This is a genomic window from Prescottella equi, from assembly GCF_002094305.1.
Taxonomy (GTDB): Bacteria; Actinomycetota; Actinomycetes; order Mycobacteriales; family Mycobacteriaceae; genus Prescottella; species Prescottella equi.
This window is the reverse complement of record NZ_LWTX01000013.1, coordinates 60,520-76,257: the sequence shown is the minus strand read 5'-3', so window position 1 is coordinate 76,257 and position 15,738 is coordinate 60,520. Positions and strand designations below refer to the sequence as shown.

The 15,738-nt window shown below is 68.2% G+C and carries 21 protein-coding genes; 13 read left to right on the top strand and 8 right to left on the bottom strand.

The features are described 5' to 3' along the window. Positions 1-43: 43 nt before the first annotated feature. Positions 44-1,138 (top strand): DNA integrity scanning diadenylate cyclase DisA, encoded by a 1,095-nt coding sequence (gene disA / locus A6I89_RS22770; protein ID WP_005515680.1) that lies wholly within the window; start codon positions 44-46, stop codon positions 1,136-1,138. A gap of 28 nt (positions 1,139-1,166) precedes the next feature. On the opposite strand, the gene A6I89_RS22765 is transcribed toward disA, so the two are convergent. Both A6I89_RS22765 and A6I89_RS22760 read right to left on the bottom strand, forming a co-directional pair. Beyond that, the gene (locus A6I89_RS22765) at positions 1,167-1,841 is read right to left on the bottom strand and encodes a hypothetical protein (protein WP_037084638.1); all 675 of its coding nucleotides are present in this window, start codon (positions 1,839-1,841) and stop codon (positions 1,167-1,169) included. Between the two features lie 161 nt (positions 1,842-2,002). Next, positions 2,003-2,629 (bottom strand): carbonic anhydrase, encoded by a 627-nt coding sequence (locus A6I89_RS22760; protein ID WP_005515682.1) that lies wholly within the window; start codon positions 2,627-2,629, stop codon positions 2,003-2,005. Between the two features lie 78 nt (positions 2,630-2,707). On the opposite strand from A6I89_RS22760, the gene A6I89_RS22755 reads away from it, so the two are divergent. Further along, positions 2,708-3,628, top strand: a complete 921-nt coding sequence (locus A6I89_RS22755; RefSeq protein WP_044990439.1) for an HhH-GPD family protein — start codon at positions 2,708-2,710, stop codon at positions 3,626-3,628. A gap of 6 nt (positions 3,629-3,634) precedes the next feature. On the opposite strand, the gene A6I89_RS22750 is transcribed toward A6I89_RS22755, so the two are convergent. Then, positions 3,635-4,372, bottom strand: a complete 738-nt coding sequence (locus A6I89_RS22750) for an alpha/beta fold hydrolase (protein ID WP_044990471.1) — start codon at positions 4,370-4,372, stop codon at positions 3,635-3,637. Between the two features lie 70 nt (positions 4,373-4,442). On the opposite strand from A6I89_RS22750, the gene mhuD reads away from it, so the two are divergent. The 3 genes from mhuD to A6I89_RS22735 all read left to right on the top strand — a co-directional run bounded on the left by mhuD (position 4,443) and on the right by A6I89_RS22735 (position 5,995). Continuing rightward, positions 4,443-4,757, top strand: coding sequence for a mycobilin-forming heme oxygenase MhuD (gene mhuD, locus A6I89_RS22745; RefSeq protein ID WP_005515686.1), 315 nt, complete (start codon positions 4,443-4,445; stop codon positions 4,755-4,757). A gap of 243 nt (positions 4,758-5,000) precedes the next feature. Continuing rightward, positions 5,001-5,195, top strand: a complete 195-nt coding sequence (locus A6I89_RS22740) for a CbtB domain-containing protein (protein WP_005515687.1) — start codon at positions 5,001-5,003, stop codon at positions 5,193-5,195. Continuing rightward, positions 5,186-5,995: a CbtA family protein gene (locus A6I89_RS22735; RefSeq protein WP_005515688.1), complete on the top strand. Its 810-nt coding sequence runs from the start codon at positions 5,186-5,188 to the stop codon at positions 5,993-5,995. The genes A6I89_RS22740 and A6I89_RS22735 overlap by 10 nt, the downstream gene beginning before the upstream one ends. Before the next feature lies 1 nt (position 5,996). On the opposite strand, the gene A6I89_RS22730 is transcribed toward A6I89_RS22735, so the two are convergent. The 4 genes from A6I89_RS22730 to A6I89_RS22715 form a co-directional block, all read right to left on the bottom strand. Next, positions 5,997-6,755 carry a DsbA family oxidoreductase gene (locus A6I89_RS22730; protein ID WP_232244916.1) on the bottom strand — a complete coding sequence of 253 codons (759 nt, stop codon included), beginning with the start codon at positions 6,753-6,755 and terminating at the stop codon, positions 5,997-5,999. 61 nt (positions 6,756-6,816) lie between these two features. Further along, the gene (locus A6I89_RS22725; protein ID WP_022593984.1) at positions 6,817-8,499 is read right to left on the bottom strand and encodes a class I adenylate-forming enzyme family protein; all 1,683 of its coding nucleotides are present in this window, start codon (positions 8,497-8,499) and stop codon (positions 6,817-6,819) included. A gap of 174 nt (positions 8,500-8,673) precedes the next feature. Then, on the bottom strand, positions 8,674-9,336 hold the full coding sequence (locus A6I89_RS22720) for a response regulator (protein WP_005515691.1): 663 nt from the start codon (positions 9,334-9,336) through the stop codon (positions 8,674-8,676). 42 nt (positions 9,337-9,378) lie between these two features. After that, on the bottom strand, positions 9,379-10,623 hold the full coding sequence (locus A6I89_RS22715; RefSeq protein ID WP_022593981.1) for a sensor histidine kinase: 1,245 nt from the start codon (positions 10,621-10,623) through the stop codon (positions 9,379-9,381). A 167-nt stretch (positions 10,624-10,790) separates the two neighbouring features. Here A6I89_RS22715 and A6I89_RS22710 point away from each other — a divergent pair, with 167 nt between their 5' ends. From A6I89_RS22710 to A6I89_RS22680, 7 genes are all read left to right on the top strand, one after another. Beyond that, entirely contained in the window at positions 10,791-11,399 is a 609-nt protein-coding gene (locus tag A6I89_RS22710) for a DUF4352 domain-containing protein (RefSeq protein WP_022593979.1), read from the top strand. A gap of 318 nt (positions 11,400-11,717) precedes the next feature. After that, positions 11,718-11,912 carry a CbtB domain-containing protein gene (locus tag A6I89_RS22705; protein ID WP_005515704.1) on the top strand — a complete coding sequence of 65 codons (195 nt, stop codon included), beginning with the start codon at positions 11,718-11,720 and terminating at the stop codon, positions 11,910-11,912. Further along, entirely contained in the window at positions 11,903-12,721 is an 819-nt protein-coding gene (locus A6I89_RS22700; RefSeq protein ID WP_022593977.1) for a CbtA family protein, read from the top strand. The genes A6I89_RS22705 and A6I89_RS22700 overlap by 10 nt, the downstream gene beginning before the upstream one ends. A 69-nt stretch (positions 12,722-12,790) precedes the next feature. After that, a complete protein-coding gene (locus A6I89_RS25050) occupies positions 12,791-13,225 on the top strand; it encodes an SH3-like domain-containing protein (RefSeq protein ID WP_005515707.1) in 435 nt (144 codons plus the stop codon). Then, complete coding sequence (locus A6I89_RS25045) at positions 13,222-13,521, top strand: SH3-like domain-containing protein (RefSeq protein WP_005515709.1); 300 nt, start codon at positions 13,222-13,224, stop codon at positions 13,519-13,521. Before A6I89_RS25050 ends, A6I89_RS25045 begins: the two co-directional genes overlap by 4 nt. A gap of 9 nt (positions 13,522-13,530) precedes the next feature. Next, entirely contained in the window at positions 13,531-14,205 is a 675-nt protein-coding gene (gene scnC / locus A6I89_RS22685) for a thiocyanate hydrolase subunit gamma (RefSeq protein WP_013414796.1), read from the top strand. After that, positions 14,202-14,534, top strand: a complete 333-nt coding sequence (locus tag A6I89_RS22680; RefSeq protein ID WP_005515712.1) for an SH3-like domain-containing protein — start codon at positions 14,202-14,204, stop codon at positions 14,532-14,534. Before scnC ends, A6I89_RS22680 begins: the two co-directional genes overlap by 4 nt. A gap of 51 nt (positions 14,535-14,585) precedes the next feature. Here A6I89_RS22680 and A6I89_RS22675 read toward each other — a convergent pair whose 3' ends face one another. Beyond that, positions 14,586-15,020 (bottom strand): OsmC family protein, encoded by a 435-nt coding sequence (locus A6I89_RS22675; RefSeq protein ID WP_013414795.1) that lies wholly within the window; start codon positions 15,018-15,020, stop codon positions 14,586-14,588. A gap of 66 nt (positions 15,021-15,086) precedes the next feature. Between A6I89_RS22675 and A6I89_RS22670 the strand changes: the two genes are divergently transcribed. Further along, positions 15,087-15,734, top strand: coding sequence for a hypothetical protein (locus A6I89_RS22670; RefSeq protein WP_022593975.1), 648 nt, complete (start codon positions 15,087-15,089; stop codon positions 15,732-15,734). Positions 15,735-15,738: the final 4 nt, after the last annotated feature.

Here is a 15,738-nt window from a genome sequence, read left to right as displayed (position 1 = left end):
GCACGGCAAGATGTGACGTCGACCGCACCTGGGGGGATCCGCGATGAACGATGTGCCCGCGTCGACGGTTGCACGCGACACCCGGGAGACCATCGCCCGGCTCGCGCCCGGAACCGCCCTCCGCGACGGCCTCGAGCGGATCCTGCGTGGACGCACCGGCGCGCTGATCGTGCTCGGTTACGACGACCAGGTCGAGGAACTGTGCGACGGCGGCTTCGAACTCGACGTCGACTTCGTGCCCACCCGGCTGCGCGAGCTGTCGAAGATGGACGGCGCCGTCGTGCTGTCCACCGACGGCACCCGCATCCTGCGCGCCAATGTGCAGCTGGTGCCGGACCATCGCATTCCGACCGTCGAATCCGGGACCCGGCACCGTGCGGCCGAACGGACCGCGATCCAGACCGGATATCCGGTGGTGTCGGTGAGCCAGTCGATGAGCATCGTCAGTGTGTACGTCGGCGGGATCAGGCATGTCATCAACGCGTCGGAGACGATTCTCTCGCGTGCCAACCAGGCCGTCGCCACCCTCGAGCGCTACAAGTCCCGCCTCGACGAGGTCACCAGGCAGCTGTCGGTGGTCGAGATCGAGGACTTCGTGACCCTGCGCGACGCCCTGACCGTGGTGCAGCGACTCGAGATGGTGCGCCGGGTCTCGGTCGAGATCGAGCAGGACGTCCTCGAACTGGGGACCGACGGCCGGCAGCTGGCACTGCAGCTGGAGGAACTCGTCGGCGACAACGACGCCGTCCGGCAGCTCATGGTCCGCGACTACCTGGCCGGCAGCGAGCCGGCCTCGGCGACAGCGGTGGAGAGCACCCTCGCCGCGCTCGACAAACTCACCGACGTGGACCTGCTCGACCTCACGACGCTCGCCCGCGCGTTCGGGTATCCGGGGACGATCGAGGCCCTCGATGCGCCGATGAGTCCGCGCGGCTATCGCGTGCTCACCAGGGTTCCGCGGCTGCAGTTCATGCAGATCCACCGGCTGGTCTGCTCGTTCGGGACGCTGCAGGGGCTGCTGGCCGCAACTGCCGCGGACCTGCAGTCGGTGGACGGCATCGGCGGCCTGTGGGCCCGGCACATCCGGGAGGGCCTGTCGCGACTCGCGGAGGCGTCGATCAACGGGCCGTACGACTAGGCCGGTCCGTCGGGCCGGCGCCGTCGGCTCATGCGATGTTGAACGGCTCCGGGTTGCTCTTGAGGGAGCCCAGCTGCCCGACCACGGTGTATCCGCCGGGGGCCACCGGCTCGCGCGGCGCCGTGCAGCCCGGCGCCGACGTCTTCGCCGACCACTTGACGGTGAAGCGTGCCTGGCCGCCCGGCTCCAGCGTCCGGACCTCCGGCTCCGACGACGGGAAGCAGTCGACGTTGGACCACAGACGGTTCGCGCCGTCGAGCGAGTACACGAGCACCTGCTGCAGGCCCGACCCGAGGTCGCGCTCGCACGCGTTGGTGCCGATGTTCGTGATGGCGATCGTGAAGCCCGGCTCGTCACCCGCCTTGTACTGCGGCTGGTCCGGGGTCACCTTGAGCGCGAGCGACTGGTCGGCGCAGTCCTTGGACGGGTTGGCCGACGTGGTGCTGCTCGCCGTCGTCGTGGACGACGAGTCGGCACCCGAGGTTCCCGACGGATCCTCGGCCTGCGACGTCGTCGGCGCCTCGCTCGATTCCGTCAGCTCGGACGTGGCCGCGGCGGCGGTCGACTCGGAGTCGTCGTCACCGCCGCCGATGGACAGGACGATCCAGACGATCAGCGCGAGCACCACGACGGCGGCGCCGATGGCGAGCGCCCGCCGGCGCCAGTAGATCTCCGGGGGCAACGGTCCGTTCGGTTCAAGCACGACTCAACCGTAATTGGCCCCGGCCGGTACCCGCCTGAGCAGCCTCGGCGTGTCGCTCCCCCGAAGCTGCCGGACCATGCATTAAAGAAGTGCCGCCCCGGCTCCGCGCACACCGGCGGCCCCGGAGCCGATATCGCTCCGGGGCCGCTGTGACGGAGGTGTCAGTCGACGGACTCGCCGACGTCGCCGACGACGCTCTGCAGTTTGATGTCGCCCTCGGCGAGCTTGTAGGTGACGCCGACGATGGCGCACTTACCGGCCTCGACGGCCTCGGAGATGATCCGCGACCGCTGCATCAGCAGCGAGCCGGTCTCCACGACGTGACGGCCCTCGAGGTCGTCGACGGTGCTCAGGCCCTCGCGGCGCCCCATCAGGATCGACGGCGAGACGCGCTCGACGACGTCACGGATGAAGCCGGCCGGAATGGCACCGTTGTCGAGGGCGTCGAGTGTGGCCTTGACGGCGCCGCAGCTGTCGTGGCCGAACACGACGATCAGCGGGACATTGAGGACCGCGACGGCGTACTCGATGGATCCGAGGACGGCACTGTCGATCACGTGACCGGCCGTGCGGACGACGAACGTGTCGCCGAGGCCCTGGTCGAAGATGATCTCGGCGGCGACTCGGGAGTCACCGCAGCCGAAGATCACTGCGGTCGGGTGCTGGGCGTCGACCAACTTCGCACGGTCGGCAATACCCTGGCTCGGATGCAGCGGGGTACCACTGACGAAACGCTCGTTACCCTGCTTGAGGGCTTTCCAAGCGGAGATCGGGTTGGAATTGGGCATGGGGCAATTGTGCACCCTCCGCCGCCTGCCGTCTCGATTGGACCGATGACGAAAGCCCGGAGTGGTGAACGGAGAAGGATGAGGGATTCGGTGTCTTCGGGGTCTTCGGTGTCTTCCGGGTCGGTCGACGGCGTGGCGCTGCTGCAGTGGTACGACGAACAGGCGCGGGATCTGCCGTGGCGCCGGGACGGCGTCACCGCCTGGCACATCCTGATGAGCGAGATCATGCTGCAGCAGACGCCGGTGGTCCGCGTCGCCCCGATCTGGGAGGAGTGGGTGCGCCGCTGGCCGGTGCCCTCGCTCATGGCGGCCTCGAGCCAGGCCGACGTCCTACGCGCGTGGGGCAAGCTCGGGTACCCGCGGCGGGCACTGCGCCTGCACGAGTGCGCGGGCGTGCTGGCAGGTGAGCACGACGACGTGGTCCCGGCCGACGTCGACGTGCTGCTGAGCCTGCCCGGCATCGGCGACTACACCGCCCGCGCGGTTGCCTGCTTCGCGTACGGACAGCGGGTTCCCGTGGTGGACACCAACGTTCGACGCGTCGTGGCGCGTGCGGTGCACGGCCGGGCGGATCAGGGCAACCCGTCGGCCAAGCGCGACATGGCCGACGTCGACGCGCTGTTGCCCCGCACCCGCGAACGGGCGGCACGGTTCTCCGCGGCGTTGATGGAGCTGGGAGCGACGATCTGCACCGCCCGCACCCCGGACTGCGCGAACTGCCCGCTGCCGCGCTGTGCGTGGGTGGAGGCCGGGCGCCCCGCGTACACCGGAGAACCCCGCAAGGTGCAGAAGTTCGCGGGCACCGACCGCCAGGTCCGCGGAAAGCTGATGGACGTACTGCGCGGCAGCGCGCACCCGGTCGAACGCGCCCAGCTGGACCTGGTGTGGCTCAGCGATCCCGGACAACGCGACCGCGCGCTGGACTCGCTGCTGGTGGACGGCTTGATCGAGCAGACCGAGGACGGGATGTTCGCGCTGGCCGGCGAGGGCAGTCGCTGACCGCCGTCAGCGCAGCGACGTCAGGAACTCCTCCACCGCGGTCCGATACCGCTCGGGCTGGTCGTCGTGGACGAGGTGGCCGGCCTGCGCCACCCACACGTACCGGGCGTCGTGGCCGTCGAGCATGCGACGCATCTGCCCCTCGGGAGTGATCGTGAACTCGCCCTCGATGAGCAGCGCGGGCGCGCGGACGGCGTCCCACTGCGCCCAGAAATCGCGGGTGCCCCACTCCTCCGAGATGTCGCGGAACGTCTCGACGTCACCGTGCAGATACCAGCCGTCCGGGCGCCGCTCGAACGAATCGAGGAAGTAGCGGCCCGCAACCTCGCCGAAGTACTCGAGCACGGAGTCCTCGGTGGGGAACGGCTGTGGCCACGCGGAAACCATTGCGGCCCAGTCCTGTGCGGTGCGTCCGCGGAAGTCCGGCGCCATGTCCTCGAGCACCAACGCGCGTACGCGATCGGGGTGCGCCGCGGCGAAGCACCACGCGTGCAGCGCCCCCATCGAGTGCCCGATCACGGTGAGCGGCTCGTCCAGTCCGGCGACAGCAGCGGCGAGGTCGGCCACGAACAGCTCCGTCGTCGGCTCCCCGTTGATCGGCCGCCCGTGCCCGGCCGCGTCGAACGTGTAGACGTGGCCGTGTTCGCGCAACCACGACACGTGCCGCGACCACGTCCTGGCACTACCCATGAGCCCGTGCAGGAGCAGTATGGGCCGCCCCGCCCCACCCTCGTCGTGCAACACGGATCCGACGGTAGCCGAACCGCCGGCGACTCGGGGAGAACCCGCGTGGGCCCGGAGTACCCTCGCGAGCATGGCAGTCGTGAAGATCAATGCAATCGAGGTACCCGAGGGTGCCGGACCCGAACTGGAGAAGCGGTTCGCGAACCGCGCGCACGCCGTGGAGAACTCCCCCGGATTCCTCGGGTTCCAGCTGCTGCGTCCGGTCAAGGGCGAGGGCCGCTACTTCGTGGTGACGCAGTGGGAATCGGACGAGGCCTTCCAGGCGTGGGCGAGCGGGCCCGCCCGCGAGGCGCACGCCGGTGAGCGCGCGAAGCCCGTCGCGACCGGCGCCTCGCTGCTCGAGTTCGAGGTGGTCCTCGACGTGGCGGCGAAGCCCGAATCCTGATCCACCGCATCCGGTTCGACGACGAACCGAGCCGGTAACGGACAAATCGGTCACGGTGTCGATCATCCGATTGACACCGTGACTTCGGGATGCCAGAGTTCGCTCGACAGAGCGATGGATCGACGGTAATCCGGTGCCATTCCGGAGCGGTCGCGCCACTGTGATCGAGGGTCTGCCCTCGAAAGCCAGACACCCCGGCCATCGCATGGACCTAGCGGGACGCGTAATCCCCAGGAGGCACCGATGGCAATCGCCTATTCACCCGACAAGTCGGCCGATTCGGCCGCTGTCGCACTCATCGCGGCGGCAGTAGTGCTGCTCGCCATGCTCGCGCTCTACCTGGTCGGGTTCGACCAGGGCGCAATCTCCCGCAGCGGCATGTACATGCACGAATTGATGCACGACGGCCGACACCTGCTGGGCCTGCCGTGCCACTGAACACGCTGACGCCCGTCACCGAAAGCCTCAGGACCCTACTTCTGCGCGGACTACTGGCCGGCCTGATCGCCGGTCTGCTGGGCGGTGTCGTCGCATTCGCGCTCGGTGAGCCGCACGTGCAGGCCGCGATCGAGATCGAGGAATCCGCCGCACCGGCCGAACCGGACCACCACGTGGGCGAGACCGCTCCGCACGATCACAGTGCGGAAGCCGCTGAGCCGGAGGGACACTCCCACGGCGACGACGCCCTCGTCAGCCGTACCGGGCAACGTTTCGGCCTGTTCCTCGCGACGACGCTCGCCGGCCTGGCGCTGGGCGCGATCTTCGCGGTAGTCGTGCACTACGCACGCCGGTTCACCGCGATGGCGGGCACCCCCCTCGCCATCGCGGTGGCTGGATTCGGTTGGCTGGCAATCGAAGCCGTGCCGTTCTTCAAGTACCCCGCCAACCCGCCGGCGGTCGGCGACCCGGACACCATCAACGAGCGGACCCTGCTGTGGCTCGCCTCGGTGCTCCTCGGCTTGCTCGCCGTTGCGGCGGCCGTCTACGCGGGGCGTGCGCTGCGGGATCAGGACCTGGTGACGACCCGTGTCATCGGACAGGTTGCCGCGTTCCTCGCGGTGGTCACGATCGGCTACCTCGCCCTACCCGGAATCAACGAGGTCGGCGAGGACTTCCCCGCCACCCTGCTGTGGCAGTTCCGCATCTCGTCCCTCGCCACCCAGGCCACACTGTGGCTGGCACTCGGCCTGGCTTTCGCTTTCCTCACCGAACGCGGGGCCCGGCGGGCGGTCCGCTAGCTCAGACCGCGCACGAATCGTCGGCGCAGCCCTCGGCATTCCCGCCGGGGGCTGCACCGCTGTCCGCACCTTCGGCGTCGGCGTCCGCGACGGCCCGCCGCAGCAACTCCGTGAACACGTCCTGCGGCTGCGCCCCCGACACCGCGAGTCGGCGGTTCGCGACGAAGAACGGCACCCCTGAGACCCCGAGTTGCCCGGCCGCCGTGAGGTCGGCCCGCACCAGGTCGGCGCCGGCGTCGCCGGCGAGTGCGGCCGCCGCCTCGGCGGCGTCCATCCCGACGCTCGCCGCGAGGTCGGCCAGCACGTTCCGGTCGTCGATCACCTTCCCGTCGGTGAAGTGGGCCCGGAACAGCGCCTCCAGCAGCGCATCCCGGCGCTCCCCCGCGAGATGCAGCAAGCGGTGCGCGTCGAACGTGTTGGCGGCGATCACGGTGTCGAAGTCCATGACCAGCCCGTCGGCCGCCGCCGTCGCGGCGACGTGCTGGAACATCTGACGCACCTGGTCGGCGGGCATCCCCTTGAGCTCGACGAGCGCCTCGAGTTCGCCGCGGCGCGCGCCGACCGGGGTGTCCGGCGCGAGTTGGTACGACCTCCACACCACCGAGACCCGATCCCGATCCTCGAACCGGTCGAGGGCCGCCGTGAAGCGGCGCTTACCGATGTAGCACCAGGGGCAGGCGACGTCCGACCACACCTCGATCAGGGCGGTCGGCGCAGCGGGCTCGTTCTCGGCGGGCTCGGCGCCGATATTGCTCTCGATGGTCACGACGCATTCGAACACACGGCGGACGCGACTTGTTCCGCGCCCGCCGCCGGACCGGTCAGCGCCGCGCCAGTTCCTCCCTCAGGACGCGCTTGAGCACCTTGCCGGTGCTGCTGCGGGGCAACCCCGCGGACCCCTTTGCGATCACCAGGCGCTGCGGCGTCTCCCCGGGATCGATACCGCGATCCACCAGGAACTGCCCGATCTCCTCGAGACTGATGGCGGCGCCGGGCCGGCACGCCACGACGGCGACCACCTGCTCACCCAGCCGACCGTCGGGGCAGCCGATCACCGCAGCCTCCGACACGGCCGGATGCTCGGCGATCATCGTCTCGAGATCGACCGACCCGATCCGCACGCCGCCCCGCCGGATGATGTCCGACGCCCGGTCGACGAAGCGCAGATAGGCGTCGTCGGGGCCGTCGATCACGAACAGATCGCCGGTCATCAGGAAACCGTCCGCATCGAACGGGTCGCGGTCGCGCGCCGGGTTGAGATACCCGGAGAACACCGTCGGCCCCTTGACGCGTAGTTCGCCGAGCACACCGGGATCGACGATCTCGGCACCGGTCTGCTGATCGACCAGCTTGAGCACGGTGCCCCGCCCGTGACCGGAACGCGGGTACAGCATCGCGTGCGGCCGATCGTCCGAGCGGGCGTCGGGGTCGGACCGCAGCGTGACACCTTCGATGGTGCCGAAGAAGTTCACCAGTTCCACGCCGTACCGCTCCCGCCAGCGCTGCACGGTCTGCGGGTCCAGCGGCCCCGCGCCCACCCCGATCCGGGTGAGGGTAGACAGGTCTACGGACGGCCCCTCCATGACGTCGACGGCGGCCAGCATCGACGGGCGTCCGGCCGTGTACGTGACCTTCTCCTCGGCGATCTGCCGCACGAACACGTCCAAACGGAACGGCTGATGCTGCACCAGAACACATCCCGTGGACAGCCAGGGCAGCATCGTCCCGATGATTCCCGCCGACGTCATCATCGGGAACGGGTTGAGGATCACGTCGTCGGCGGTGAGGCCCGCCGCCTCGACGACACCACGCGCGTGGGCGAGGGACTCGCAGTGCGCGTGCGGAACGCCCTTGGGCCGGCCCTCGGTGCCGGACGTCCAGCAGATCGCGATGCAGTCGTCCGCCGCGGGACTGTCGGCCGCGACGTGCGCCGCAACCTCTGCGATGTCCGCGGCGGTGGCGACGCCGTGGCCTATCCGGACGACACCGTCCGGCACGCCGACGCCGTACGAGAGAACGGTCCGCAGCGTCGGGATCTGCGTTCGCACCGAGATCACCCGTTCGGCAACGTGATTGGAGCCGATCCGAGCCGCGGTGACGAAGGCGCTCACACACGATTCGTTGCACACCTCGACGATCTCGGGTTCGGTCGAGTGAACGGCGAGCAGCGAGACGATCGCCCCGATCCGCCAGACGGCCAGCACGACGGCGATCTGCTCGACGGTGTTGGGCAGCTGGACACCGACGACCTCACCGGCACGGACCTCGGCGCGCAACAGCATCGCCGCGAGCCGATCGACCTCGGCGTCCAACTCGGCCCAGGTGACCCGGCCGGGGACCCCGTCCACGTACTCGGACTTGTCCACCGGGTCGACGACCGCGAGCTGACTGCCTCGCTCTCGCACCCTTTCGGCCAGTAACTGCTGGACGGTGTCCTGAGTCCAGACACCGGACTTGGTGTATTCGTCGATGCGGATCTGAGGGTGAATCTTCAGGCTCCCCATGTGCCCTCCCTGGTCTCGCGATCCGACGTCCCCGACAGCCGTCACTCCACTGGATGTGTGATCTAGGTCACTAGATTTATCACGGTCGGGTTACTTGCGCGAGTCGCAGACCATCGGATAGGGCACGACCTGCGGAAATCAGACGAATCCCACGAAGTAGGGCAAGTGTCCAGGTCAGACGACCAGGCCTGCTCGGTAGGCCTGCAGGGCGGCCTCGACACGATTGCGCACACCGAGCTTCTCGAAGATCGCCGATACGTGCGACTTCACCGTGGTCTCGCCGAGGAACAGCCGGCGGCCGATGTCCGCGTTCGATTCACCTTCGGCGAGCACGGTCAGGACTTCCCGCTCCCGCTCGGTGAGCCTGCTCAGATCGGGGCGTACCACCGGCGTCGAACCAGCCGTCCCTTCGCTCTCGGACACTATGCGCCGCAGGGCCTCCGGGCTGAAAAGCGTGTTTCCCGACGCCACCACACGAACCGACTGATGGAAGGTGAGCGGGGCCTCGTCCTTGCTCAGGAAGCTGTGCGCACCGGCCGCGACGGCCTGCACGACGAGGTCGTCCACGTCCATCGCGGTCATCGCGATCACCTTCGGCGGCGACTCCAGCTCCATCAGGCTGCGCGTCGCCTCGAGACCGCCTGTCCGGCGCATCTTCAGATCCATCAGCACGACGTGCGGCTGCAGCGACGCCACCGCGGCAGGCACCTCGTCGCCGTCACTCACACACCCCACCACCACGATGTCCTGTGCAGGCTCGAGAATGTCCGCTACCCCCCGTCGAACGAACGGATCGTCGTCGACGATCAGAACCGTAATTCCCCCAAGGTCTTCCATAGTGTGGACAGATTAGCGGCCGACACCGACATTTCCGGCCGATCAAGCAGTCCAGGGAACCCAGCAACTCACCACGAACTCCGATTCGATACGCCCGGCCTCGAAGGACCCCCCGATCTCCCGCGCCTGCTCCGCCAGCCCGCGCAACCCGGTCCTCGATCCGACTCCGACTTCGGTGACACTGTTGCTCAACGCGTTCCGGACCAGGATCCGGATCCCGCGCTCGGGTGCACCTTCGAGGGAGATCGCGACGATCTGGTCGGACGCGTGCTTCTGGGCATTGGTCAACGACTCCTGCACCACGCGGAAACAGACGTGCCCCGACAACACACCCACGTCACCCGGTGCGAGGTCGGTGGCCAGTGTGCAGTGCATGCCGGCGGCACGGGCCGCCTGCACCAACTGGGGCACCGCGTCGATTCCCTGGTGCCGGGCCGACTGCTGGGGACCACCGGTGCCGCGCAGGACCCCCACGATGCTCTTGAGATCGTCGAGCGACTCGTGGGCGGTGGCTCGGATCTGTGCCGCCGAGTTGACGACCTTCTCCGGATCGTCGGCAGCATTGACCTGCAGGGCTCCCGCGAACAGCGAGATGCGGCTCAGACCGGCGGCCAGCGTGTCGTGCATGTCCCGAGCGATCCGGGTCCGTTCCTCGGCCCGGATCATCTCGTCGCGCATCACGTCGCTGCGTTCGGTCGCCGCGTCTCGCACCTGTTCCGCCTCCACCAGCGCGCTTCGCGTACGAACCACGGTCGCCGACGCCAGAACCAGGGCGACGACGATCGCCGCGACCAGCAGCGGGATCCACGCCGCGACGACGTACTGGGGCATCGGGCTGCCGTCCTCGGGCTTCTCCGAGGCCATCGTGAGAACCGAGTACTCACGCAGGCGATGCGCGTCGTACAGCAGGGACACCGCGCACGCCACCCAGACCGCGACCGCCGCACCGGCCAACCGGTATCCGCGTGCAACCCCGGCTACTGCGAAGAGCGCGACGAGAGCGGCGGTGGCATCGGTCTCGAACACGATCGGGCCGACCAGCGCGATCGCCAGCACCAGCCAGGGACGCTCGTGCCGCCACACCAGTGCCGCCGCGGCGACGAGGTTGAGGACGAGTCCCACCCCGTGGTTCCACGCCGGCGTGTTCGCCGACATCGACGCGAGCCCGACGGTCATGAGCGAGCAGAACGCACTGAACGACACCGCGAGCACGGTCCACACTCGACGCCGGATCCGCACGGCTCTCTCGGGATTCACGAGGAGGACGGTACGCAATTCGACCGACACCGCGGCATCCGACGAAGGTCGGATCGTCGCAGGCGCGAACAGTACGAAATGAGGAGACGATCGGTCCGTGAGGAGGAAGACGCCGACGGCGCCACTGCGATGTGCTCGTCACAGCACGACGCGCGCCGCCACCCGACTGCGCGCCACGAACATCGAAAGGAAGCTCGGTGAGCGCTCCGCAGCAGTTCCCGCATCCGCAGCAGCCCGGCTACACGCCTCCCCCACCCGCGAAGAAGAACTGGTTCGGCCGACACAAGGTACTGACCTCGCTCGGCGTCGCGGTCGTCGCGATCATCGCGATCGTCGCGGCCACCGGAGGATCGGGCGACGGCCCCACTCGGGAAGCCCGCGAGGCCGGCGCCGCCGTCGAACGACCGTCGGATGCCCGGATCGGAACCCCTGTCCGCGACGGCAAGTTCGAGTTCGTCGTGCACGGGGTGGAAGCCGGAGTTCCCACGGTCGGGACGAACGAGTACCTCACCGAGAAGGCGCAGGGGCAGTTCGTCCTCGTACGGATGACCGTCCGCAACATCGGCGATCGGGAGCAGAGCTTCACCACCTCGGCACAGAAGATGGTCGACGCACAGGGACGGCAGTATTCGGTCGACGACATGGCGACCTTCACCCTCGACCAGGGTGTGCCGTTCGAACAGATCAATCCCGGCAACTCCGTGGACGCCACGATCGTGTTCGACGTGCCCGCCGGAACCGTCCCCGCAGTGCTCGAAGTACACGATTCAGTCTTCTCGGGCGGTGAATCGATTCTGCTGCAGTAGTTGTCGGCAGGTCCCGTGCTCGGCGGGGTTCGGCGTCGAGGGGTCGCCGAGCCCCGCCACTCTCACGGTGTCCGGTCCGTCCCCGCGGTTGTGCGATCAGCACAACCGCGTGCAGCCGTGGAACCGTCGCGTGTAGCGTCGGAACTGCCCTCGATCCGACGCCGAAGAGCAGGCCACTCGACCCCCGTCGGCTCGTCGTCGGGCAAGACTGCACGCCGCCTTCGGATCCTGATCCGCCGGGCCGCTCGCACGGTTGGGCCTCGGTGCCGGATCCGCCCCTCTCTCCCACCCGCTCCGGGGCGCACCCCAGGAGGAAACATGACTCTCGTCCACAGTCCCGACAGGGCAATCGAATCGCTCGGAATCGCGCTCGTCGCGGTCGGCGTCGTGCTCCTCGCCCTGCTCACCCTCTACCTGGTCGGATTCGATCAGGGCGCGATCTCGCGCAGCGGAATGTACATGCACGAACTGATGCACGACGGCCGGCACCTCCTGGGGCTCCCATGCCACTAGCAGGATCGCTGCGAAGTCTGCTGCTTCGCGGCCTGCTCGCGGGACTGATCGCCGGCGTGCTGACCGGTGCCGTGGCCTTCGCACTCGGCGAACCACACGTCGCCGCGGCGATCGCCATCGAGGAGTCGGTTCCCGCCGCCGACGCCGCAGGATCACACGACCACGAAGCCGGGACGGCGGCACACTCGCACGGTGACGAAGCGCTCGTCTCACGGGACGGCCAGCGCGCGGGATTGTTCCTGGCGACCACTCTCGCCGGTATCGCGATCGGCGCTATCTTCGGAGTCGTCGCCCACTACGCGAGACGGTTCACCACCGTGGCGGGTCCGCTGCTGGCACTCGGTCTGGCCGCAGGAGGTTGGCTCGCGGTCGAGGCGGTGCCGTTCTTCAAGTACCCGGCGAACCCACCCGCGGTAGGCGACCCGGAGACGATCGACCAGCGAACCTGGCTGTGGTTGGCAGCGCTCGCGCTCGGACTGCTCGCAGTCAGCGCGGCGGTGTACACGGCGAAGATCCTTGTCTCCCAGAGGTACTGGACGATCCGGATCGGCGCCTCGATCCTCACGTTCCTGGTGATCGTGACGGTCGGCTACCTCCTGCTGCCGAGTGTGAACGAGGTGGGAGACGACTTCCCCGCAACTTTGCTGTGGGAGTTCCGAATCTCGTCGCTGGCGACCCAGGCGACATTGTGGCTGTGCCTCGGCCTCACCTTCGCATTCCTCACCGAACGCGCACAGCGCAGGGCGACTCACGGGCCGGTTCCCACTGCCGTGTACGACGCGACGACGACCGGCACAGCGCGACCGTAGGAGGGGCACTGGCGAGGTTTCGAAAACGACCGCACAAGCACCCCGAACCCACATGGAAGGGAGACCTCCATGACCACCGAAAACCAAGCCCGATTCCAGACGCTCACCGATGGTCTGGCCAAGATCGCACCAGCGGAGCACGACGTCCAGGATTCGCCGTACACGATCTCCAACGCACGGTACGACGTCCTGCGGCACGTCCTCCACGACGTCGGCGGGCAGCCCGCGCTCTCGGTCCCGTACCTGGAGAAGGGCGAAGAGGCGTGGGAGTTGAACACCTACGTCACCTGCGAGTGCCTGGCCTGGCGGGGCTCGTGGAATGCGGAGATGCGTCGGCGGGCCGAGGTCGATCTCGGCGAGACGCAGTACTTCGGCTATCCGTACTACGCCCGATGGCTCACCGTGGCGGCCAAGGTGATGGTCGACAAGGGCCTCATCCCCCTCGACGAACTCTGCGACCGCGTCGACCAAGTGCGCGCCCGGCTTCAGGAGGAACGGAAATGACCCCCAAGTTCAAGGTGGGCGACCGCGTGGTCGTGAAGGACCAGACGAGCCTGTTCCACACCCGCACACAGGCGTTCGTGCGCAATCAGGAAGGGACCGTCGTCGAACACCGCCCCGAGTGGGTGATACCGGAGGACGAGGCGTTCGACAAGCTCGAGACCGGACGCAAGGAACCCTTCTACGTCGTCCGCTTCAAGCAGACCGATCTGTGGCCCCGCTACACCGGGTTCCCCGTCGACACACTCGAGACCGAGTGCGCAGAAGGCTGGCTCCGGCCTGCCGGGACGAACGAGTGAGGAGGAGAAGTGAGCGATCCACACAAGCCCATCCAGGCCTCCGAGGAGATCAGTGAGTTCGAGGTCCTCGAGCTCGCCCTGCGCGAGCTCGCCATCGAGAAGGGACTCTTCTCGGCCGAGGACCACCGCCGATTCTCCGAGTGGGCCGAATCCATCGGGCCTTCAGGCGGATCCAAGCTGGTAGCCAAGGCCTGGACCGACCCCGAGTTCAAGAAGCGACTGCTCGAGAACGGCACCGAGACGTGCAAGGAGGTGGGTATCGACTGGCGTGACCCGACCGGCAGCGGCACACCGAGCGACTACACGTTCTTCTACGTTCTCGAGAACACCCCCGAGGTGCACAACGTGATCGTGTGCACCCTGTGCTCGTGCTATCCGCGGCCCGTGCTCGGCATGTCGCCGGACTGGTACCGGACGCCGAACTACCGGCGTCGCATGGTCCGCCGTCCCCGCGAGGTACTCGCCGAGTTCGGCCTGCACTTCCCGTCGAATGTCGAAGTGCGCGTGCACGACTCCAATCAGAAGTCCCGGTTCATGGTGATGCCGATGCGACCGGAGGGCACGGAGGGCTGGACGGAGGAACAACTCCAGAAGATCGTCACCCGCGACACGATGATCGGCGTGGCACTGCCCACGGCGGACTGGGACGCATCGAAGGCACCGTCGGCAGGAGGCGGCCGATGACCGCGACACAGGGCTACGAGGTCATTCTGCGAACACTGCAACCGGGGAACGAACGAGCCGGCGACCTCGACGACACCGACCGCAAGCCCGATCCCTGGGAGTCGGCGATGCAGGCCACCTGCGAGTGCCTGTCGTGGCGCGGATCGTGGGACAACCTCGAACGCCGCCACACCGAGGACGAACTCGGCGAAACCATCTACAGCCAGTTCCCGGTGCACTCGCGGTCGGCCATCACCACCGCGCATACCTTCCTCGATCGCGGCATCGTCAGCCAGGACGAACTACGCGCGAAGATGGAACAGATCCGGGCGAGGCTCGAACGCACCTGAGAATCGGGAACCTTTCCGCCCCAGTACGTTCGAGCGCTCACAACCAGGGGGCTACTCGAGCGCGGCGTCCAGCGTGATGGCGACGCCGGTCAGAGCCTTGCTCACCGGGCAGGACTCCTTGGCGGCCTGGGCGACGCGGGCGAACCCCGCAGCGTCCAGGCCGTCGACCTCTGCGCGCACCGTGAGTACGATGCCGGTCAGTTTGAATCCGGGGTCGTCCGGCCCGAGCGAGACGTCGGCGCGGATGTCCAGGCTCTGCGGGGTACCGCCCGCCTCCCCGATCAACGCCGACAACTGCATCGCATAGCAGGACGAGTGCGCCGCCGCGATCAGTTCCTCGGGACTGGTCGTACCCCCGGCATCGTCCGCTGCCCGCTTCGGAAACGACACTTCGAACGTGCCGACTCCCGAACTGGTGAGTTCCACTTGACCCGAACCCTTTTCGAGTGTCCCGTTCCAGGCGGTACGTGCGGTGCGTGTGGGCATGTGCAGATCCCCTCTCGTCGGTAGGTCCACGTCCTCCTCGCAAACTACCCCCTATCGTGTACTTGCATGGGACAGCTGGAGAAGGTCGGGCTACGCCGCGAATCGCTCGGCTTCGCGATCGGCTCGATCCTGTTCGCAGTGGGCGCGCTCCCGGGCTACGCGACGAGGGTGGGCAGCGAGGCCGACAACCTCACGTACTTCGTGGGCTCTCTGTTCTTCACCGTTGCCGCCTTCATCCAACTCCGGCTGAGCGGACGCCTGGTTCCCACCGCCTCGACATCACGGGTGGACCGGTACGACTGGTGGTCGGCCTTCGTGCAGTTCGTCGGCACCCTGCTGTTCAACGTCAGCACCGGCGCCGCCCTCGTACACAGCCTGACCGTGCCCGAGCACCGCGAATTCGTCTGGCAGCCGGACGTGTTCGGTTCGCTGTGTTTCCTCGTGGCCTCAGCGCTCGCCGTCGTCGCCACCACGGACGTCGACGGGCTGTGGGATCCGCACGCGCGGAACTGGGGCAGCACGTGGCTCGGCGCGATCGGCTCGGTCGCCTTCGGGGTGTCCGCGGCGGGCGCCCTGCTCGTTCCCGGAACGCATCGGCCGGAGAGCGCGACGGCCGCGAACCTCGGCACGCTGATCGGGGCGCTGTGTTTCCTGGCCGCGGCACTGTTGATGCGGCCGTCGTCGCCCCGGGTGGCGACGGGCGCCGGGGACTGACGGA

Coding starts and splice junctions, on each gene's coding strand:
- disA (WP_005515680.1), top strand. CDS start 44: ATGAACGATGTGCCCGCGTCGACGGTTGCACGCGACACCCGGGAGACC.
- A6I89_RS22760 (WP_005515682.1), bottom strand. CDS start 2,629: ATGCCCAATTCCAACCCGATCTCCGCTTGGAAAGCCCTCAAGCAGGGT.
- A6I89_RS22755 (WP_044990439.1), top strand. CDS start 2,708: ATGAGGGATTCGGTGTCTTCGGGGTCTTCGGTGTCTTCCGGGTCGGTC.
- mhuD (WP_005515686.1), top strand. CDS start 4,443: ATGGCAGTCGTGAAGATCAATGCAATCGAGGTACCCGAGGGTGCCGGA.
- A6I89_RS22740 (WP_005515687.1), top strand. CDS start 5,001: ATGGCAATCGCCTATTCACCCGACAAGTCGGCCGATTCGGCCGCTGTC.
- A6I89_RS22725 (WP_022593984.1), bottom strand. CDS start 8,499: ATGGGGAGCCTGAAGATTCACCCTCAGATCCGCATCGACGAATACACC.
- A6I89_RS22720 (WP_005515691.1), bottom strand. CDS start 9,336: ATGGAAGACCTTGGGGGAATTACGGTTCTGATCGTCGACGACGATCCG.
- A6I89_RS22705 (WP_005515704.1), top strand. CDS start 11,718: ATGACTCTCGTCCACAGTCCCGACAGGGCAATCGAATCGCTCGGAATC.
- A6I89_RS22700 (WP_022593977.1), top strand. CDS start 11,903: ATGCCACTAGCAGGATCGCTGCGAAGTCTGCTGCTTCGCGGCCTGCTC.
- A6I89_RS25050 (WP_005515707.1), top strand. CDS start 12,791: ATGACCACCGAAAACCAAGCCCGATTCCAGACGCTCACCGATGGTCTG.
- A6I89_RS25045 (WP_005515709.1), top strand. CDS start 13,222: ATGACCCCCAAGTTCAAGGTGGGCGACCGCGTGGTCGTGAAGGACCAG.
- A6I89_RS22680 (WP_005515712.1), top strand. CDS start 14,202: ATGACCGCGACACAGGGCTACGAGGTCATTCTGCGAACACTGCAACCG.
- A6I89_RS22675 (WP_013414795.1), bottom strand. CDS start 15,020: ATGCCCACACGCACCGCACGTACCGCCTGGAACGGGACACTCGAAAAG.
- A6I89_RS22670 (WP_022593975.1), top strand. CDS start 15,087: ATGGGACAGCTGGAGAAGGTCGGGCTACGCCGCGAATCGCTCGGCTTC.